15 protein-coding genes are annotated in these 19,178 nt (G+C 70.5%); 9 read left to right on the top strand and 6 right to left on the bottom strand.

Annotated features, from left to right (window positions below; translation table 11 throughout):
* Positions 1-164 precede the first annotated feature (164 nt).
* Together ACIOKD_RS39645 and glpK are read left to right on the top strand one after the other, a co-directional pair.
* Positions 165-890 (top strand): MIP/aquaporin family protein, encoded by a 726-nt coding sequence (locus ACIOKD_RS39645; protein ID WP_402093178.1) that lies wholly within the window; start codon positions 165-167, stop codon positions 888-890.
* 51 nt (positions 891-941) lie between these two features.
* The gene (gene glpK / locus ACIOKD_RS39640) at positions 942-2,450 is read left to right on the top strand and encodes a glycerol kinase GlpK (protein WP_402093177.1); all 1,509 of its coding nucleotides are present in this window, start codon (positions 942-944) and stop codon (positions 2,448-2,450) included.
* 89 nt (positions 2,451-2,539) lie between these two features.
* Here glpK and ACIOKD_RS39635 read toward each other — a convergent pair whose 3' ends face one another.
* From ACIOKD_RS39635 to ACIOKD_RS39620, 4 genes are all read right to left on the bottom strand, one after another.
* The gene (locus ACIOKD_RS39635) at positions 2,540-3,145 is read right to left on the bottom strand and encodes a GTP-binding protein (RefSeq protein ID WP_402093176.1); all 606 of its coding nucleotides are present in this window, start codon (positions 3,143-3,145) and stop codon (positions 2,540-2,542) included.
* Between the two features lie 61 nt (positions 3,146-3,206).
* Positions 3,207-3,602, bottom strand: coding sequence for a DUF742 domain-containing protein (locus ACIOKD_RS39630; protein ID WP_402093175.1), 396 nt, complete (start codon positions 3,600-3,602; stop codon positions 3,207-3,209).
* A 9-nt stretch (positions 3,603-3,611) separates the two neighbouring features.
* Complete coding sequence (locus ACIOKD_RS39625; protein WP_402093174.1) at positions 3,612-4,049, bottom strand: roadblock/LC7 domain-containing protein; 438 nt, start codon at positions 4,047-4,049, stop codon at positions 3,612-3,614.
* Positions 4,046-7,027: a nitrate- and nitrite sensing domain-containing protein gene (locus ACIOKD_RS39620; protein WP_402093173.1), complete on the bottom strand. Its 2,982-nt coding sequence runs from the start codon at positions 7,025-7,027 to the stop codon at positions 4,046-4,048. Before ACIOKD_RS39620 ends, ACIOKD_RS39625 begins: the two co-directional genes overlap by 4 nt.
* Before the next feature lie 749 nt (positions 7,028-7,776).
* Between ACIOKD_RS39620 and ACIOKD_RS39615 the strand changes: the two genes are divergently transcribed.
* Complete coding sequence (locus tag ACIOKD_RS39615) at positions 7,777-8,244, top strand: hypothetical protein (protein ID WP_402093195.1); 468 nt, start codon at positions 7,777-7,779, stop codon at positions 8,242-8,244.
* Between the two features lie 12 nt (positions 8,245-8,256).
* On the opposite strand, the gene ACIOKD_RS39610 is transcribed toward ACIOKD_RS39615, so the two are convergent.
* Both ACIOKD_RS39610 and ACIOKD_RS39605 read right to left on the bottom strand, forming a co-directional pair.
* A complete protein-coding gene (locus tag ACIOKD_RS39610; protein ID WP_402093172.1) occupies positions 8,257-9,438 on the bottom strand; it encodes an NAD(P)/FAD-dependent oxidoreductase in 1,182 nt (393 codons plus the stop codon).
* A 469-nt stretch (positions 9,439-9,907) separates the two neighbouring features.
* Positions 9,908-10,228 carry a bifunctional 3-phenylpropionate/cinnamic acid dioxygenase ferredoxin subunit gene (locus ACIOKD_RS39605; protein ID WP_402093170.1) on the bottom strand — a complete coding sequence of 107 codons (321 nt, stop codon included), beginning with the start codon at positions 10,226-10,228 and terminating at the stop codon, positions 9,908-9,910.
* A gap of 214 nt (positions 10,229-10,442) precedes the next feature.
* On the opposite strand from ACIOKD_RS39605, the gene ACIOKD_RS39600 reads away from it, so the two are divergent.
* The 6 genes from ACIOKD_RS39600 (at position 10,443) to ACIOKD_RS39575 (ending at position 19,076) form a co-directional block, all read left to right on the top strand.
* The gene (locus ACIOKD_RS39600; RefSeq protein WP_402093168.1) at positions 10,443-11,261 is read left to right on the top strand and encodes an IclR family transcriptional regulator; all 819 of its coding nucleotides are present in this window, start codon (positions 10,443-10,445) and stop codon (positions 11,259-11,261) included.
* Positions 11,262-11,545: 284 nt separating this feature from the next.
* Positions 11,546-12,631 carry an S-(hydroxymethyl)mycothiol dehydrogenase gene (locus ACIOKD_RS39595; RefSeq protein ID WP_402093167.1) on the top strand — a complete coding sequence of 362 codons (1,086 nt, stop codon included), beginning with the start codon at positions 11,546-11,548 and terminating at the stop codon, positions 12,629-12,631.
* On the top strand, positions 12,628-15,105 hold the full coding sequence (locus tag ACIOKD_RS39590; protein WP_402093166.1) for an FAD-dependent oxidoreductase: 2,478 nt from the start codon (positions 12,628-12,630) through the stop codon (positions 15,103-15,105). Before ACIOKD_RS39595 ends, ACIOKD_RS39590 begins: the two co-directional genes overlap by 4 nt.
* A 167-nt stretch (positions 15,106-15,272) precedes the next feature.
* Complete coding sequence (gene solA, locus ACIOKD_RS39585) at positions 15,273-16,427, top strand: N-methyl-L-tryptophan oxidase (RefSeq protein ID WP_402093165.1); 1,155 nt, start codon at positions 15,273-15,275, stop codon at positions 16,425-16,427.
* An 11-nt stretch (positions 16,428-16,438) separates the two neighbouring features.
* Positions 16,439-17,668 (top strand): aromatic ring-hydroxylating dioxygenase subunit alpha, encoded by a 1,230-nt coding sequence (locus ACIOKD_RS39580; protein WP_402093164.1) that lies wholly within the window; start codon positions 16,439-16,441, stop codon positions 17,666-17,668.
* A complete protein-coding gene (locus ACIOKD_RS39575) occupies positions 17,610-19,076 on the top strand; it encodes an aldehyde dehydrogenase family protein (protein WP_402093162.1) in 1,467 nt (488 codons plus the stop codon). Before ACIOKD_RS39580 ends, ACIOKD_RS39575 begins: the two co-directional genes overlap by 59 nt.
* Positions 19,077-19,178: the final 102 nt, after the last annotated feature.

The raw sequence follows: 19,178 nt of genomic DNA, 5'->3' as shown, positions 1-19,178 counted from the left end.
CGGCTGCTACGGCACGCTCGTCACGGACGCCGGGCGGGGCGCGGGATCTCCCTGCCCTCGGCTATCGGCTATCGGCTATCGGCTATCGGCTGAAATAGCCATGGGAACGCACCCTGCACGGTGGACCGGGGCGGATCGCCCCGGGTTTGGGCCTAGGAGCCGCCATGAGCAACGGAGATGTCTTCGTCGGTGAGGTCATCGGCACAGCGATCCTCATCCTCTTCGGCGCCGGAGTGGTCGCCGCTGTCGTACTCAACTACTCCAAGGCGAAGGACGCCGGCTGGGCCGTCATCGCCTTCGGCTGGGGCTTCGGTGTACTGGCCGGCGCGTACACCGCCGCGCCGCTGTCCGGCGGGCACCTCAACCCGGCGGTGACGCTCGGCATCGCGATCGACACCGGCGACTGGGACCAGGTCCATCTCTACATCGCCGGGCAGATGGTCGGCGCCTTCCTCGGCGCGGTGCTGTGCTGGCTGGTCTACTTCGCGCAGTTCCAGGCCAATGCCGAGGACAAGATCGCGCAGCCGACGCTCGGCATCTTCTCCACCGCGCCCGAGATCCGCAATCCCGTGGCGAACCTCATCACCGAGATCATCGCGACCATCGGTCTGGTCCTGCCGATCCTGGCCTTCGGGCTCACCGAGGGGCTCGGCCAGTCCGGTACCGCGATCCTGATCGTCGCGTTCCTGGTGGTCGGCATCGGTCTGTCGCTCGGCGGGCCGACGGGGTACGCCATCAACCCGGCCCGCGACCTGGGTCCGCGTATCGCCCACGCCGTCCTGCCGATACCCAACAAGGGTACGTCGGACTGGAGTTACTCGTGGATCCCGGTGGTGGGGCCGCTGATCGGCGGAGCGCTGTCCGGGGTCATCTTCAACACGGCCTTCTAGGCCCGCCGGGATCCACTGCCGCCTTACGCAGAATCCGACGAAGGGGACGTCATGCCGGACAAGTTCGTCGCCGCGATCGACCAGGGCACCACGTCGAGCCGCTGCATCGTCTTCAACCAGGACGGCGCGATCGTCGCCGTCGACCAGCGTGAGCACCGCCAGATCTTCCCCAAGCCCGGCTGGGTGGAGCACGACGCCACCGAGATCTGGTCGAAGGTGCAGGCCGTGGTCGCGGGCGCGATCGCGAAGGCCGGGTTGCGCGCCGACCAGCTCAGCGCGCTGGGGATCACCAACCAGCGGGAGACGACGGTCCTGTGGGACCGCGCCACCGGTAAACCCGTGCACAACGCGATCGTCTGGCAGGACACCCGTACCTCCGGGCTCTGCGCCGAACTCGGCGGCCCGGACGGGCAGGACCGTTTCCGCGAGCAGACGGGGCTGCCGCTGGCCAGCTACTTCTCCGGGCCCAAGGTGGCCTGGCTGCTGGACAACGTACCGGGGCTGCGCGCCCGTGCCGAGCGCGGCGAGATCGCCTTCGGCACGATCGACTCCTGGCTGATCTGGAACCTCACCGGCGGCACCGACGGCGGCCGGCACGTCACCGACGTCACCAACGCCGGCCGCACCATGCTGATGAACCTCGAAACCCTTCAGTGGGACCCGTCCATCCTCTCCGCGATGAACGTCCCCGAAGCCGTCCTGCCCGAGATCAAGTCCTCCGCCGAGGTGTACGGAACCGCCGTGGGCCAGCTCGCCGGGGTCCCGGTGGCGTCCGCGCTGGGCGACCAGCAGGCGGCGGTGTTCGGGCAGGCCTGCTACGACGTGGGCACCGCCAAGAACACGTACGGAACGGGCAGCTTCCTGCTGCTCAACACCGGGAACCGGCCCGTGCCCTCGAAGCACGGGCTGCTGACGACCATGGGGTACAAGATCGGCACGGAGGCGCCGGTCTACTGCCTTGAAGGGGCCATCGCGATCACGGGCGCGCTGGTGCAGTGGTTCCGCGACCAGCTGGGCATCATCCGTACCGCCGACGAGATCGAGACCCTGGCGGCGAGTGTCGACGACAACGGAGGCGCGTACATCGTGCCCGCGTTCTCGGGTCTGTTCGCGCCGTACTGGCGCTCCGACGCGCGCGGGGTCGTCACGGGGCTGACCCGGTACGTCACGAAGGGGCATCTGGCGAGGGCGGTCCTGGAGGCGACGAGCTGGCAGACGCGTGAGGTCGTGGACGCGATGTTCCAGGACTCCGGGGTGCGGATCACGTCCCTGAAGGTCGACGGCGGCATGACCAAGAACAATCTGCTCATGCAGCACCAGGCGGATGTGCTCGACGTACCGGTGATCCGCCCGAAGGTCTCCGAGACGACGTGCCTGGGAGCGGCGTACGCGGCCGGCCTGGCGACCGGGGTGTGGAACGACCTCGACGAACTGAAGACGCACTGGCAGAAGGACGTGGAGTGGACACCCTCCATGGAGGCGTCGGTCCGTGACCGCGAGTACGGCAACTGGCGCAAGGCGGTGGAGAAGAGCTTCGGCTGGCACGACGACGCGCGCTGAGTCCCGTCCTCGTGCTTCTGGTGCTTTCGTGCTCCACGCGTGCGTGGAGCACGAAAGCACCAGAAGCACGGCCCGGACCGGCGTGTGCCTCAGCCGGTGACGGTGTGCCGGCGTTCGGCCGCGTACGCCATCGCGTGCTGGACGACCTCGATGAGGACTTCCTTGACCGACTCCCGGCCGCGTGCGTCGCACAGGACCACCGGTACCGCGGAGTCCAGGTCGAGGGCCTGACGGACGTCGTCGACGGGGTAGCGGGAAGCGCCCTCGAAGCAGTTGACGCCCACCACGAAGGGGATGGATCGCCGCTCGAAGTAGTCGACCGCCGCGAAGCAGTCCTCCAGGCGGCGGGTGTCGGCGAGCACGACCGCGCCCAGGGCCCCGGTCGCGAGCTCGTCCCACAGGAACCAGAAACGGTCCTGGCCGGGGGTGCCGAAGAGGTACAGCACGAGGTCCTCGCGCAGCGTGATGCGGCCGAAGTCCATGGCGACCGTGGTGGTGTGCTTGCCCTCCACACCGCTGGTGTCGTCGACCGGGCGGCCCGCCTCGGTCAGCAGTTCCTCGGTACGCAGCGGCTTGATCTCGCTGACGGCGCCGACCAGGGTGGTCTTGCCGACACCGAAGCCGCCCGCCACGAGGATCTTGAGAGTGACGGGCTCGACCGGGGCCTTGCCGCGTTCAGTGCGCCCGAAGATCATCGATCTCTTCTCTCGCTTCTCGCTCAGGTGGTGTCTCGTTGCCGCTGTGCCGGCACGCCGTTCACAGGGCCCGGAGGCCGCTGATCACGTCACGCAGAATGCTTTCGTCCGGCAGCTCCGCCGGGGGCACCGGACGGGTCACACGGACCAGTTCGTCTTGGACGAGGTCGCCGATGAGGACCCGTACGACCCCGATGGGCAGGTCGAGTTCGGCGGCCAGTTCGGCGACCGACTGGGGGGTGTCACGGCAGAGTTCGACGATGTCCACGTGTTCCGGGGACAGCGAGTTGTCCGCCTCCGGGTCGGAGGCGTACTCCTCCGTCACCACCACCGCGATCAGGTCGAGGCGGTGCTGGCCGGGGCTGGTGGTGCGGCCCCGTGTCATGGCATACGGACGGACCACCGGTCCGGCATCGTCGTCGAACCAGTGGGACAGCTCCTGCCCGTCTCCGCTCATGCCAACTCACTACCCGCCCGGGGACAGTTCGGTGCGCGGAGCGGCGGCGAGATGTACGCCGACGCGCTTGACCAGCAGCGTCATCTCGTACGCGACCTGCCCGACGTCGGAATCGGCGTCGGAGAGGACGGCGAGGCAGCTGCCGTCACCGGCGGCCGTGACGAACAGGAACGCCTCGTCCAGTTCGACCACCGTCTGCCGGACGCTGCCCGCGTCGAAGTGGCGGCCGACGCCTTTGGCGAGGCTGTGGAATCCGGAGGCGACGGCGGCGAGATGTTCGCTGTCCTCCCTCGTCAGATCGGTCGAGACCCCCGTGGGGAGGCCGTCTCCGGAGAGCACGAGTGCTTTGCGGATGCTGGCGACACGCGCCACCAGGTCGTCGAGGAGCCAGTTGAGCTCCCCCGTCGCCGTGGTGGTCATGTGGCCGGCGGCCTTCGGTGCGGTCATCGGCCGTCTCCCTTGGTCGTTCCTGGTGCTGTGCCGTCCTGGGTCTCGTCGCCCGCGGCGTTCTCCTCGCGCCCGCGCCGCCAGCCGCGCTGGAGCGAGGCCATCCGGTTGCGTACTTCGTCCGCGTCACGCTCCGAGGGGTCCGTCGTACGGGCCGGGTCGCGCGTGGTGCGCCGCTCGGGCCCTTCCTTCAACTGCGGGGCCAGATTGGCCTGCCGTACCCGGCGGGGCAGTCCGGAAGCAGGGCCTCCGGCCGGTCCGGCGGTGCGGGCGCGCGCGATGCCGGGCGACGGAGTGCCGGGCGACGGGGTGCCGGGACGCCCGCCGTTCGATTCGATCCCGCGACGCGATCCGCGCTGCGGCAGGGCCGGGGCTTCACCGGCTCCGCCCACCCCTCCACCCGGCTCGCCGCCACGGTCGAGGGCGGGGCGGCGGTCGCGGTCCGCCGGGCCGGCGCCGGCTCCCGTGGGCCAGTCGTCGGCCGCACCCCTGCGGATGGCGAGCGGGTCCCCGGTTTCGGGGCGTCCCGGCCCACGCCTGGCGCCCCTCGACCGCTTCGGCAGCTCTTCGAGCACGCCTGAGCGCTCGGAGGTCTCCCGGGCCTGGGCCTGGGCCTGGGCCGACTGGGACAGTTCCGTGACCTCACCGTTGTCCGGGCGGTCCGTCAGCTCCTCGCGCCGCGACCTGCCGTGCGTCACGGGACGGCCGTGCGAGCTGACCAGTTTGGGCGTGCGACGGCGCGACGGCGTGGCATCGGACTGCTCGTCGTCCTCGGAGGAGGGTGACGGCTCGCGCGGAGCCTCACGCGTCTCGTCCACCGGCGGCCCGGCGATGGAGCGGCGCGGGCGGAAGATGCCGCCGTGTTCGCCGTCCTCGTCGTCGAGGGCACCGGGGAAGTCTTCGAGGGCGTCCAGGCCGACGGGCGCCTCCAGTTCGACCGGTCCGTCGAGGATCGACGCCGACAGGCCGGGCAGCGTGACCGGTACCTGCGACAGGGCGGCCCGGCGGCCTTCGTCGGCCTCGATCTTCGCGTTCCTGGAGGGAACCGCCCGGTCGAGCCGGAACCCGACGCCGTTGGTGTCGGGCACGTCGTCCGAGAGCAGCGCGTCGGGCACGAAGACCACCGCGGTCGTCCCGCCGTACGGGGACGGCTGCAGGGAGACGCGTACGTTCTGCCGCTGGGCGAGCCGGCTGACCACGAAGAGACCGAGCCGGTCGGTGTCGGACAGCTCGAACTCGGGGGTCTCGGCGAGACGGAGGTTGGCGTCGAGGAGCGCCTCGGAGGCCATGCCCAGGCCGCGGTCGTGGATCTCCAGGGTGAATCCGTTGGCGACGCGCTCGCCGAGCACCTGTACGGCCGTGTGCGGCGGCGAGAACACCGTGGCGTTCTCCAGGAGTTCGGCCACCAGGTGGGTGAGGTCGGCGACGGCGGATCCGGTGACCGCCATCCGCGGCAGCCGCCGGACCTCGATGCGCTCGTAGTCCTCGACCTCGGCGACGGCGGCGCGTACGACGTCCATCAGCTGGACGGGCCTGCGCCACTGCCTGGAGGGGGCCGCTCCGGAGAGGATCACCAGGCCTTCGGCGTGCCGGCGCATACGGGTCGTCAGGTGGTCGAGGCGGAAGAGGTCGGCGAGTTCGTCGGTGTCCTCGGTCCTGCGTTCCATCGTGTCGAGGAGCGTGAGCTGCTTGTGCAGCAGGACCTGGCTGCGGCGGGCGAGGTTCACGAAGACGTCGGCGACCCCGCTGCGCAGTTCGGACTGCTTGACCGCGGCCTCGACGGCGGACCGCTGGAGGCTGTTGAGTGCCTGGCTGACCTCGCCGATCTCGTTCTTCTCGTACTCCAGGCGCGGGACCTCGGTCTCGACGTCGACCTGTTCGCCCGCGGAGAGACGGCGCATCACGCTGGGCAGCCGGACGCCGGCGGTCTCGTGGGCCTCCTGGCGGAGCCGGCGCAGGTCGCGGATGAGGCTTCGGCCGATGCGTACGGACATGAAGAGCGAGAAGAGCACCGCGGCCAGGCCGAGCACACCGGCGATGGCCGCCTTGACGATGACGCCGACCGCGACGGGGCGGACCCGGTCCTGGAAGCGGTCGCCCGCCTGGGTGTTGAACTTGTCGAGGCCGTCCAGGACCCCGTCGGCGAGGCCGTCCCAGCTCTTCGCGGTGACTCCGCGCGGGGTGCCCGGCGCGGAGGCGAGGGCGGACTGCTCGGCCACGCGCAGGGGCGCGGTGGCGGCGTTCTTCCAGTAGCGCTCGTAGCGGACGCGCTCGGCGGAGGGCAGTTGCGGGAGGTTGATCTCGTACAGGATCGCGCGCTGGGCGACGAGGTCGGAGATGTCGCGTGCCTCGTCGCGGGTCACCTTGCCGACGACGAGGGCGGACCCGAGCAGGGCGTCCTCGCGGGCCAGCAGCTCACGGGCGCGGGACATGTTGACGAGGGCGCGGCCCTGCTTGTCCACGTCCACGTTGTCGAGGACCTGGAGGTTGGCCAGGAGGATGTAACAGGGGTCCACCAGGCGGTTGTAGAGGTCCAGGGCCTGGGCGCGGGTGACCGTGTTGTCCTCGACGCTCTGGCGCAGCGATCCGACGCCGTCGAAGGCGTCCAGAATCGCGGTGAGGCGCTCGGTGGCCTCGGAACCCATCTCGTCCCGTACATCCGCTTTTCCGGCGTTCCTGCGGATCTTCGAGACGACCTCGTCGGTGGCGGCCCGGGTGCGGCGCAGGTCGGTGAGGGCGTCGGAGGCCCGGGGGTCCGCGAGATAGACGAGGGTCTGACGGCGCTCGGCCTGGAGGACGCTGATGACGTCCTCGGTGGGATAGCCGATCTCCTGCACGACGAAGGTCGTGTCGAACAGCTGGTTGACCTCGCGGCCCGTGAGTACGGTGGCGAAGCCCCAGATCCCGGTCAGAGAAATCAGCGGCACGAGAAGCAGCGCCACGATCTTCCGGCGGATGGACTTCCCGCGAAAGCGCATGGCCTCCCCCAGCTCGGCCCCCGCAGGCCGGGGGCACACATGTACGGCAACAAACGGCGTGAGCCTACTACCGACGCACAGGTATCTCGAAGGCCAGTCCGAGCCTCTCCGACCCGACTTGCCGGGTATCAGGCACAAGACATCCGCAGTTGTCCGTTCATTGGGGGAGATTGCCTCCCTGAATCCGACACGGGGAAAGGGGTGCGATCGAGTCCGTGCGGCAGATCAGTTGGCCGAAATTTTTCGCTTGCCGGGAATCTTCGGCTTACGTCGATCGTCTGTCTGTATGGAAGTTGGAGGCGGAATCGGCTGCAGGTGCCGGATGCCGCGTCCAGGGGGCGTATAACAGCGCAAGCCGGGCAGCCGATGGGGAGCCGGAGTCTCGTGACACCGGAGCGAGCGGCTGTCAGGCGGTGGGGAGTGACAGGTTGATGGGCACGGCGGAGCGGTACGGGGCGCCGGGGACGGGCGTCACGACGGTCGCGGAGGCGGAGCGGGGGCCACGGATCCCGCGTCAGGGTATTCCGGCCGACATTGCGGCCGATCTCGCGGCGATGGACCTCGCGGCGGCGGAAGCGGACCGTGAGGCGGAGGCCAGGTGGGAATCCGCGGTTGCGGCGGAAGCCGGAATCGGGCCCGCCGGAATCGGGCCGGCGGCAGAAGCAGGGGCCGGGTCCGCCGCAGAGGCGGGCACGAGCGCGGTGGGAGAGGGCAGGACGGGGGCCGTGACGGAGGCCGGGGCGAAGCCTTTGGCGAGAAGCGGGGACGACCGGGTGCCGGAGACCGGGGAGCAGTTCCTCGCGGAGGCCGAGGAGCAGGCTTACTACCGGCCCTTGTGGGTCGAGGAGCCCGCGAACAGGCGTCGGCTGCCCGACCCCGTGCGTACGTCCGCGGTGCGCGCCGTCATCATCATCGCTGTCACGCTGATCCAGGCGATGGTCGCCTTCCTGTGCACGCTGGCCGGTTCCTGGCTCGCGTTCCCCATGGTGCTGAGCAGCGTGGCGAGCACGGTGGTGGCCACGTGGGGCGCGCTGGACGTCTGGGTGACGCGCCAGGTGTGGAACCAGCGCCACGGCGTGGTGTCGGAGCCGAGCAGCACGGCCCGTGCCCTGCGGCGCGAGCGGCGCAAGACCCGGCGTCAGGAGCGGTCGGCGGAGCGGACCAAGGAGCGGATACGCCGACGAGGCGGCAGCACGGGGCAGTTGTCGCACTCCTGACACGTCGCGTGCCTAGGAGACCGCCTCCATCGCGCCCGCCCCGCGGCCCAGTTCGCGCCGGGCCCGCATGAAGGGGCGGGGGCGGTCCACGGACAGCACCGCGGTCGTTCGGCCCTCGCGCTCGTACAGCGCGAGCAGGCCGTCCTCGCCCGGTACTCCGTCGGTGACCGTGCCCTCCGCGATGCGGACGGTGTCGGTGTCGAGCCGCCGTCCGGCGAACTGGATCCGCGCCCCGTACTGGTCGGACCAGAAGTAGGGCATCGGGCGCACGGTCTCCGCGGTGTACCCGGCCAGCAGGTTGCGCACGGCGATCCGGGGCTGCTCGGTGGCGCTGGTCCAGTGTTCGGCGCGGGTTCCGCCCACGCGGGCCACATCTCCGACGGCGACCACCTGGGGCAGAGCCGTCGCGCAGCCGTCGTCGCACAGCACGCCGTCGTGCAGCGCGAGCGGCGAGCTTGCCAGCCAGCCGGTGTTGGGGACGGCGCCGATGCCGACGATCACGACATCGGCGGGAAGGAGACGGCCGTCGCAGAGTTCCACCCCGGTGACCGCGACCGTGCCACGCAGTGCGGCGACGCCCGTGCCGGTGACCAGGTCGACGCCACCGCGACGATGCAGCGCGGCGCACAAGGCGGCCATCTCCGGGCCGAGCTGGGGCACCAACGGCAGCGCAGCCGCTTCCACGACGGTGACGTCGTGACCGAGTCCGGCGCACGAGGACGCGGTCTCGGCGCCGATGAAGCCCGCGCCGATCACGACGACACGGCGGGGACCCGCGGACAGTGCGGCGCGCAGAGCGCGGGCGTCGTCGAGGGTGCGCAGGGTGTGGACTCCGGCGAGTTCGGGGCCCGGCAGCCGGCGCGCCGAGGCTCCCGTGGCGATGACGACGCCGTCGCCGGAGACCGTACGGCCGTCGTCCAGGAGGACGGTGCGGCCGCGGGTGTCGAGGCGGCGGGCGCGGGTGCCGAGCAGCCACTCCGCGTCGAGTGCGGCCATCTCCTCGGGGTCGCTGAGGGCCAGTCGGTCCTCGCCGGACCGGCCGGAGAGGAAGTCCTTGGACAGGGGCGGGCGGTCGTACGGGCGGTGCGGTTCGTCTCCGACGACCACCAACCGCCCGTCGAATCCCTGGGCACGCAGCTCGCGGGCCGCGTACAGCCCGGAGAGCGAGGCCCCGACGACGATGACGGTCCTCATACGGCTGACTCCTTCCGGACGGCGGGCGCGGACCGTGCGCTTCCGGGAACCGGCGCGGTGCGGCCGGGTGTCGCCCTACCGCAACCGCACTCGGCCAGGTCCACCTGTCGGCGGCGCACGCCCCGCAGGCATGCAGTAGACCGGAACGGGAGGCAACGGATGATGCGAACCCCTCGTCGTGCGCCGCGATCAGACGCCCTGGAGAATCGCGCCACCGACGTGCCGCCGCGCCCGGCGGATACCGTCACCGGTTCGGCGCCGGTTCCCGAAGGAGTGGGAGCTATCGCCGTCATGACGGCGTTTTCGGCGGTGGTCGGCGTCGCACCGGTGTCGTGATCGGCGCGGGTCCCCGGACGCCCCGTGCCCCGTGCCGAGAGGTGCGTGGGCCTCTCGGCGGCGTGCCGGGCGGAGCCCGTGAAAAGGTGGGGCCCGGAGGGGCGCGCTGTCGTACCCCTCGTATGGGGGATCGTCATGCCGCCGTGTCCTCCTTCGCTGCCACGTGGACGTGGACGACGCCGTCGTCGACGGTGACGCGGTGGGTGCGGACGGCGCTGCGCGCGGGCAGACACGTCGGCAGTCCCGTGCGGAGATCGAACGAGGCGGCGTGCAAGGGGCATTCGACCTGGCAGCCCTCCAGCCACCCCTCGGAGAGCGACGCGTCCTGATGGGTGCAGGTGTCGTCGATGGCGTACAGCTCGCCGTCGGCGTTGAACACGGCGATGGGCGGCATGGTGTCGACACGGACGGATTCGCCCGCGGGGAGGTCATCAAGGCGGCAGACGGGAATCACGGGCCCCCCTCTCGGTCCAGGACCGCGGTCCTGGACCTCACAGGTCCGGTCTGGTCCGAGACCTTCCCGGTCACGGACTCTTCGGTAACATGATGTTTCGTATGGCGCACGAGGGAGCGCTATGCGCAACAGAATCCGCGCGGGATGCCCACCGCGTCAAGGGCTTCCGTCAGATGCGGCTCAAACCGGGCCGCCAGGTGGTGAGAGTTGAGCTATGACCCGCACTCAGAAGCAGGCTGACGGCACAGGGGAGACACCGGAGAAGCCGAGCAGAGGCGCGGGCAGCGCCGTCCAGTCGGTGGACCGCGCGGTGAGCGTGCTGGAGATCCTCGCCCGGCTCGGCGAGGCGGGCGTCACCGAGATCGCCGACGAGCTGGAGGTGCACAAGTCCACGGCCTTCCGGCTCCTCGGGGTGCTGGAGAACCGCGGCCTGGTGGCGCAGGCGAAGGACCGCGGCAAGTACTTCCTGGGGGCCGGCGTACTACGCCTGGCGGGGGCGGCGGCAGTGCGGCTGGACATCTCGCAGGAGGGGGTGCCCGTCTGCCGCGAACTCGCGGACGAGCTGGGCGAGACCGTCAACATCGCGGTGCTCGACGACAACGCGGCGGTCAACATCATGCAGGCCCGGGGCGCCGCTTCGGTCACCGCGCAGAACTGGCTGGGCAGGCGAACCCCGCTGCACGCCACCTCCAGCGGCAAGGTACTGCTGGCCCACCTGCCGCCGACGCTCCGCGAAGGGCTGCTGGCCAGGACCCTGCCGCGGTTCACCGAGCGCACGATCACGGGTACGGCCGCGCTGCGCGCCGAGTTGGAGGCGGTCGTCGAGCAGGGCTACGCGTTCGCCCTGGAGGAGCTGGAGCTGGGGCTGGCCGCCACGGCCTCGCCGGTGCGCGCGCACGACGGCAAGGTGATCGGCGCGATCAGCGTCTCCGGTCCCGTGTACCGGCTGGACACCGACCGGCTGCCGGAACTCGCCAAGCGTACGGTCGCGGCCGCGGCCGACCTCTCGCGCCGGATGGGGTACGGCTTCTGACGAAAGCGGAGGCGCACCCGCGGGCGGACACGGAACCGGCCCCGCGACGGAGTCGGACACCGGCTTCGTACGGACACGGGACACAGCACGGACCACTGGGCGGAACACGGCGCGGGGTCAGGGACACCTGGCCCCGCGCTTGCGTGTGTCGGAGAGATTTCAGGGCGCCGGCTCCTTTTGCCAAGGGTTAACCCGTACCCCTTGACGGCCCCCTGGAGGCGTTCTCACTATGTTCCTCATAGCGCAACCCATAGTGCACTGCGCAACAGCAGAGGAGCTAGGTCGTGCCATATGAGGTCCGTGCCGTAGTGGCTGTGAAAAAGGGCGCACCCGTCGAGGTGCGGACGATCGTCGTTCCCGATCCCGGTCCGGGCGAGGTGCTCGTCACCGTGCAGGCCTGCGGGGTCTGCCACACGGATCTGCACTATCGCGAGGGCGCGATCAACGACGACTTCCCGTTCCTGCTGGGCCATGAGGCGGCCGGCACGATCGAGGCGGTCGGTGCGGGCGTCACCGACCTCAGGGCCGGTGACTACGTGGTCCTCGCCTGGCGGGCCCCCTGCGGTTCCTGTCGCTCCTGCCGCCGTGGCCGCCCCTGGTACTGCTTCGACTCGCGCAACGCCACCCAGCCGATGACCCTCCTCGACGGCACCCCCCTCAGCAACGCGCTCGGCATCGGCGCCTTCGCCGAGAAGACGCTGGTCGCGGCGGGCCAGGCCGTGAGGATCAACCCCGCGGCCCGCCCCGAGGCCGCCGGCCTGATCGGCTGCGGCGTGATGGCCGGCTACGGCGCGGCGGTGAACACCGGCAACGTCGGGCGCGGTGACACGGTCGCCGTCATCGGCTGCGGCGGTGTCGGCGACGCGGCCGTCGCGGGCGCCTGCCTCAACGGCGCCATGAAGGTCATCGCCGTCGACATCGACGACAAGAAGCTCGACCGGGCCGAGAGGTTCGGCGCCACCCACACGGTCAACTCCCGTGGCACCGACCCGGTCGAGGCCGTACGCGCCCTCACCGACGGCTTCGGGGTCGACATCGCCATCGACGCCGTGGGCCGCCCGGAGACCTTCAAGCAGGCGTTCTACATGCGCGATCACGCGGGTCTGCTGGTGCAGGTGGGCGTCCCGACCCCGGAGATGAGAGTAGAGCTGCCGCTGATCGACGTGTTCTCCCGCGGCGGCGCGATCAAGTCCTCCTGGTACGGCGACTGTCTGCCCAGCCGCGACTTCCCCTTCCTCATCGACCAGTACCTCTACGGGCTGCTGGACCTGGGCGCGTTCGTCTCGGAGACCATCGCGCTCGACCAGGTCGAGGAGGCGCTGTCGAACATGCACCGCGGCGAGGTGCTGCGCTCGGTGGTGGTCCTGTGAGTGCCCCGGCAGACGCGGGGCGGAGCGGGGCAGGCACATCCGGAGCGAACCCCCGCGTGGTCGTCGTGGGCGCCGGCATCGTCGGCTGCTCCCTCGCGGACGAGCTGACCGCCCGCGGCTGGACCGACGTCACCGTCCTCGAACAGGGGCCGCTGCCCGCTCCCGGCGGCTCCACCTCCCACGCGCCGGGCCTGGTCTTCCAGACCAGTCCGTCCAAGACCCTCACGGCCTTCGCCCGGTATACGGTCGAGAAGTTCAGCTCTCTGGAGGTCGACGGCGTTTCCTGCTTCGACCAGGTGGGCGGTCTGGAGCTCGCGACAACGCCCGAGCGGCTCGCCGAACTGCACCGCAGAGCCGGTTACGCCGCCTCCTGGGGCGTACGCGGCGAGATCGTGAACGCGGCCCGCTGCAAGGAACTCTGGCCTCTGATCGACGTCTCGATGGTCCTCGGTGGCTTCCACACCCCCGACGACGGTCTGGCCCGCGCACTGCTCGCGGCCCGCGCCCAGAGGGAGCGGGCCGAAAGCCGTGGCGCCCGCTTCCTGGACCGGCACACCGTCACCGGGATCGAGAAGGAGGACGGCAGGGTGACCGCCGTCGTCACCGACCGAGGCGTCTTCCCCGCCGACCACGTCGTCTCGGCGGCCGGATTCTGGGGGCCGGTGATCGGCCGCATGGCCGGCGTCGACGTACCTCTGCAGCCCCTCGCCCACCAGTACGCGCGGACGAAGCCCCTCCCCCGGCCGGCCGGCGCCACCGCGGAGGCGTCGAGGCCCGTCCTCCGTTTCCAGGACCGCGACCTCTACTTCCGCGAGCACACCGACCGCATCGGCATCGGCAGTTACGCCCACCGGCCGCTCCCCGTGGATCCGTTCGCGGTCCTCGGCTACGACGAGGCGCGCGCGAACGACCTGGAGATGCCGTCGTCCTTCCCCTTCACCGAGGAGGACTGGGCGCCGAGCTGGGACGACTGCCGCCTCCTGATGCCCGCGCTGCGCGGGAGCGAGATCGAGGAGGGTTTCAACGGCGTCTTCTCCTTCACTCCGGACGGCATGCCGGTGCTCGGCGAATCACGTGCGCTGCGCGGTTTCTGGCTGGCGGAGGCCGTGTGGGTGACGCATTCGGCCGGTGTCGCCAAGGCCGTGGCCGAGTGGATGATCGACGGCCGCCCCGGGATCGACGCCCACGAGTGCGACCTCACGCGCTTCGAGGACGCCCAGCGCTCGCCCGCGTACATCCGGGAGCGCGGCTCGCAGCAGTTCGTCGAGGTGTACGACGTCCTGCATCCGCTCCAGCCGATGGAACGACCGCGCCCCTTGCGGGTCAGCCCGTTCCACGCCCGCCAGCAGGAGCTGGGCGCGTACTTCCTTGAGGGTGGCGGTTGGGAGCGTCCGCACTGGTACGAGGCGAACGCCCCCCTCGCCGCCGGGCCGCCCGTGCCCGCGCGGGACGCCTGGTCGGCGCGGTACTGGTCGCCCGTCGCGGCGGCCGAGGCTCGGGCGACCCGCGAGAAGGTCGCGCTCTACGACATGACCCCCCTGCGGCGCCTTGAGGTCACCGGCCCCGGAGCCCTCGACTTCCTGCACGGGATGACCAGCAACAACCTCCGCAAGAAGCCCGGCGCGGTCACCTACACCCTGCTCCTGGACGAGTCGGGCGGCATCCGCTCCGACCTCACCGTCGCGCGCCTGGGCCCCGACCGCTTCCAGGTCGGCGCCAACTCGCCCGCCGACCTGGACTGGTTGACCCGGCACGCTCCTGACGGCGTACACATCCGGGACATCACGTCCGGTACCTGCTGCGTCGGTGTCTGGGGTCCGCTCGCCCGCGCGCTCGTGCAGCCGCTCACCCGCGACGACTTCTCGCACGAGGGCTTCGGCTACTTCCGCGCCAAGGAGACGTACATCGGTCATGTCCCGGTCATCGCCATGCGGTTGAGCTACGTCGGTGAGCTGGGCTGGGAGCTCTACACCAGCGCCGACCTGGGGCTCCGCCTCTGGGACACGCTCTGGGAGGCGGGCCGGGAGCACGGTGTGATCGCGGCCGGGCGTTCCGCGTTCAACAGCCTGCGGTTGGAGAAGGGGTACCGCGCGTGGGGTGTCGACATGACCGACGAGGACGATCCGTACGAGGCGGGGGTCGGTTTCGCCGTCCGGCTGGACAAGGGGGACTTCACGGGGGCGGGGGCGCTGCGGTCGAAGGGTGAGCCTGTGCGCCGGCTCACGCCGCTGCTGCTCGACGACCCCTCGGCTGTGGTTCTCGGTAAGGAGCCGGTGTACGTCGGCGGGTCCCCCGCGGGGTACGTCACGAGTGCGGCGTACGGGTACACGGTGGGGCGGTGTGTGGCGTACGCGTGGTTGCCGGTGTTGCCCGTGGGGGCGGGGGTCTCTGTCGAGTACTTCGGGGAGAAGGTGGGGGCCACGGTGGTGGAGGAGCCGATCTTCGATCCGGAGATGAGCCGTATTCGGTGTTGATCGCTTCGTGGAGGGGTTGTGGGGCGGGTGCGGGTCCGTGGCCCTGAAAGACACAGGACTGCGCCGTTCCCCGCGCCCCTGAAAGCGACAGGATCGCGCCGTTCCCCGCGCCCCGAAAGACCAAAGATCGCGCCGTTCCCCGCGCCCCTGAGAAGACGGAGGTCTTCGTGTCCCCCTCCTACGACGTCATCGTCATCGGTCTTGGCGGTATGGGTAGTGCCGCCGCCCATCATCTGTCCTCGCGCGGTGTGCGGGTGCTCGGGCTGGAGAAGTTCGGGCCCGTGCACAACCGCGGTTCCAGTCACGGGGGGTCGCGAATCACCCGGCAGTCGTACTTCGAGGACCCCGCGTACGTGCCGCTGCTGCTGCGCGCGTACGAGTTGTACGAGGACGTGGAGCGGGCCACCGGGCGGGACATCGCCACCCTGTGCGGTGGCGTGATGATCGGCCGGCCCGACTCGCTGACCGTCTCCGGTTCGCTGCGCTCGGCCACCCAGTGGGGACTGCCCCACGAGATGCTCGACGCGGCCGAGATCCGCCGCCGCTTCCCCACCCTCAAGCCGAAGGACGACGAGGTCGGGCTCTTCGAGAGGAGGGCCGGTCTGGTCCGCCCCGAGGACATGGTCGCGGCCCATCTGCAGCTCGCCACCCGGCAGGGCGCCGACCTGCACTTCGACGAGCCGCTGACCCGCTGGGAGCCGTACCGGGACGGCGTACGCGTGCATACGGCCGAGAACACCTACACGGCGGATCGACTGGTGGTCTGCCCGGGGGCGTGGGCGCCGCAACTGCTCACCGACCTCGGGGTGCCGTTCACCATCGAGCGGCAGGTCATGTACTGGTTCCGGCCCAGGGGCGGGGTCGGGCCGTTCCTGCCCGAGAACCACCCCATCTACATCTGGGAGGACGCGGACGACGTCCAGGTGTACGGCTTCCCGGCCATCGACGGGCCGGAGCTGGGCGCCAAGGTCGCCTTCTTCCGCAAGGGACAGATCTGCACCCCGGAGACCATCGACCGGACAGTCCACGAGGACGAGATCCGGGCGATGGCGGACCACATGTCGCGCTGTATCCCCGACCTGCCCGGCACCTTCCTCAAGGCCGCCACCTGCATGTACTCCAACACCCCCGACGAGCACTTCGTCATCGCCCGACATCCCGCGCATCCCGAATCCGTGACCGTGGCCTGCGGTTTCTCCGGCCATGGCTTCAAGTTCGTGCCGGTCGTCGGCGAGATCCTCGCCGATCTGGCCCTGACGGGGACCACCCCTCACCCGATCGGCCTGTTCGACCCCCACCGTCTCGCCGCCGCGCCCGCCTGAGGAGCCCCCTCGTGACGACGACCCCCGTGTCCACCGCTCCCTCCGCCACCGCCTCCGCCACCGCCTCCGCTCAGCGGTCAGCCAGTCTGATCAGCACACTGCCGGGGCACTACTACACCTCTCCGGAGATCTTCCGGCAGGAGCAGGAGCACCTCTTCGAGTCGATGTGGTTCTGCGCGGTCCGCGGCGCCGACCTGGCCAGGCCCGGCGCGTTCCGTACGGTCCAGGTGGGCCGGGAGAACGTCCTGGTCACCCGGTCGCGCACCGGTGAGCTGCGGGCCTTCCTCAACATCTGCCGGCACCGCGGGGCCCGGCTCCGCACCGAGGAGGCCGGCGAGGTCCGGCGCAGCCTCCAGTGCCCGTACCACGCCTGGACGTACGACCTGGACGGGAAGCTGATCGCGGCGCCGAACCTGGTGCGGATGCCGGACGTCGATCGCCGGGAGTACGGGCTGGTCACCGTCGCGCTGCGGGAGTGGCTCGGGTACGCCTGGGTGTGTCTGGCCGACGAACCGCCGTCCTTCGAGGAGACGGTGATGGGCGCGGCCGTCGAACGGCTCGGGAACGTGGCGGCCATCGAGCACTACGGCACGCAGAACCTCGCCCTCGGCAAACGCATCACCTATGACGTGCGGGCGAACTGGAAACTGATCGTCGAGAACTTCATGGAGTGCTACCACTGCGCGACCATCCACCCCGAACTCACCGATGTGCTACCGGAGTTCGCGGACGGCTATGCCGCCCAGTACTACGTGGGCCACGGCGCCGAGTTCGGTGAGGGGGTCAAGGGATTCACGGTCGACGGCAGTGAGGGATTCGGGAGGCTGCCTGAGGTCGCGGAGGATCAGGGCCGTCGTTACTATGCGATAACGGTCAAACCCACTGTGTTCATCAATCTCGTCCCCGACCATGTCATCCTGCACCGAATGTTCCCCCTCTCCGAGGACCGGACGATCGTGGAGTGCGACTGGCTCTACGCCCCCGAGGTCGTCGAGTCGGGCGCCGACGTGTCGAAGTCCGTGGAGCTCTTCCACCGGGTCAACGCCCAGGACTTCGAGGCGTGCGAGCGAACACAGCCCGCCATGGCGTCCCGCGCCTACCGCAGGGGCGGGGTGCTGGTGCCCACCGAGCACCACATCGGGATGTTCCACGAGTGGCTCATCGGCATGCTGGGAGGCAGGGATGGCGGATCTCTACATCGGCGGCACCTGGACGAGCGCGCGGGAGAAACGCACCCGTGAGATCCGCTGTCCGGCCGACGGGGCGCTCGTCGCGGTCGTCGACGAGGCGGGCGGCGAGGACACCGCCGACGCGATCGCGGCCGCGCGCCGCGCCTTCGACGAGGGCCCCTGGCCGCGGACCCCCGCGAACGAACGCGGCGATCTGCTGCTCCGCGTCGCCGATCTGCTCGCCCGCGACAAGGACGTACTCGCACGGGCGGAGTCCCTCGACACCGGCAAACGCCTGGTGGAGAGCGAGTACGACATCGACGACATCGAGAACTGCTTCCGCTACTTCGGGCGGCTCGTCGCGAGCGAGTCCGGCCGGGTCGTGGAGACGGGCACGGAGGGCGTCGACAGCAGGGTCGTACACGAACCGGTCGGTGTGTGCGCGCTGATCACCCCCTGGAACTATCCGCTGCTCCAGACCGCGTGGAAGGTCGCCCCGGCGCTGGCCGCGGGCAACACGTTCGTCCTCAAGCCGAGCGAGCTGACCCCGCACACCGCGATCCATCTGATGCGCCTCCTGGAGGAGGCCGGGGTGCCCGCCGGGGTCGCGAACCTGATTCTCGGCGCCGGCCCGGAGGCGGGCGCTCCGCTGGGCGACCATCCGGACGTGGACCTCGTCTCCTTCACCGGCGGTCTGCGGACCGGACGCGGGCTCATGGCCGCGGCGGCCGGCACGGTGAAGAAGGTCGCCCTCGAACTGGGCGGCAAGAACCCGAACATCGTCTTCGCCGACGCCGACTTCGAGACGGCCGTCGACATGGCGCTGACGGCCGTCTTCCTGCATTCCGGACAGGTCTGCTCGGCCGGGGCGCGGCTGCTGGTCGAGGACTGCCTGCACGACCGTTTCGTCGACGAGGTCGTCCGCAGGGCCCGGCTGATCAGACTGGGCGGGCCGTTCGACGAACGGGCGCAGACCGGGCCGCTGATCTCGGCCGCACACCGGGCGAAGGTCGAGGCGTACGTGGCCAGGGGACTGGCGGAGGGGGCGGTCCTGCGCTGCGGAGGGGGCCGGCCGGCCGAGCCCCCGCACCCGGAGGGCTTCTACTATCCGCCGACCGTGCTCGACGAGTGCTCCGCGGAGATGTCCGTGGTCCAGGAGGAGTCCTTCGGTCCGGTCCTGACCGTGGAGCGGTTCACCGACGAGGCGGAGGCGGTACGGCTGGCCAACGCCACGATCTACGGTCTGGCCGGCGGCGTCTTCACGTCCGACGAGGCGAAGGCGCAGCGCGTCGCGTCGGCCCTGCGCATCGGAACGATCTGGATCAACGACTACCACCCGTACGTCCCGCAGGCCGAGTGGGGAGGTTACAAGCAGTCCGGGTTCGGGCGGGAACTCGGACCTGCGGGCCTCGCCGAGTACCGCGAGACCAAGCACATCTGGCGCACGACGGATCCGAGTCCCCAGGGCTGGTTCTCGTGAACCGCCGCTACGGGGTTCACCACCACCGCGCAATACACGGCACCGCACCTTAGTGATCCGGCCGCCCGCGCCATAAGATCCAGTCTTCACCAACGGCCCCGC

This window comes from Streptomyces sp. NPDC087844 (genome assembly GCF_044742785.1).
GTDB lineage: Bacteria > Actinomycetota > Actinomycetes > Streptomycetales > Streptomycetaceae > Streptomyces.
The sequence above is the reverse complement of the archived record's forward strand: the minus strand, read 5'-3'. Positions and strand labels throughout refer to the sequence as shown.

Bases quoted from the DNA above. Each gene is read 5' to 3' on its own strand.
- ACIOKD_RS39610 (WP_402093172.1), bottom strand. From the start codon at position 9,438: ATGAGGACCGTCATCGTCGTCGGGGCCTCGCTCTCCGGGCTGTACGCG.
- ACIOKD_RS39575 (WP_402093162.1), top strand. From the start codon at position 17,610: ATGGCGGATCTCTACATCGGCGGCACCTGGACGAGCGCGCGGGAGAAA.
- ACIOKD_RS39620 (WP_402093173.1), bottom strand. From the start codon at position 7,027: ATGCGCTTTCGCGGGAAGTCCATCCGCCGGAAGATCGTGGCGCTGCTT.
- ACIOKD_RS39625 (WP_402093174.1), bottom strand. From the start codon at position 4,049: ATGACCGCACCGAAGGCCGCCGGCCACATGACCACCACGGCGACGGGG.
- glpK (WP_402093177.1), top strand. From the start codon at position 942: ATGCCGGACAAGTTCGTCGCCGCGATCGACCAGGGCACCACGTCGAGC.
- ACIOKD_RS39645 (WP_402093178.1), top strand. From the start codon at position 165: ATGAGCAACGGAGATGTCTTCGTCGGTGAGGTCATCGGCACAGCGATC.
- ACIOKD_RS39635 (WP_402093176.1), bottom strand. From the start codon at position 3,145: ATGATCTTCGGGCGCACTGAACGCGGCAAGGCCCCGGTCGAGCCCGTC.
- ACIOKD_RS39630 (WP_402093175.1), bottom strand. From the start codon at position 3,602: ATGAGCGGAGACGGGCAGGAGCTGTCCCACTGGTTCGACGACGATGCC.
- ACIOKD_RS39600 (WP_402093168.1), top strand. From the start codon at position 10,443: ATGACCCGCACTCAGAAGCAGGCTGACGGCACAGGGGAGACACCGGAG.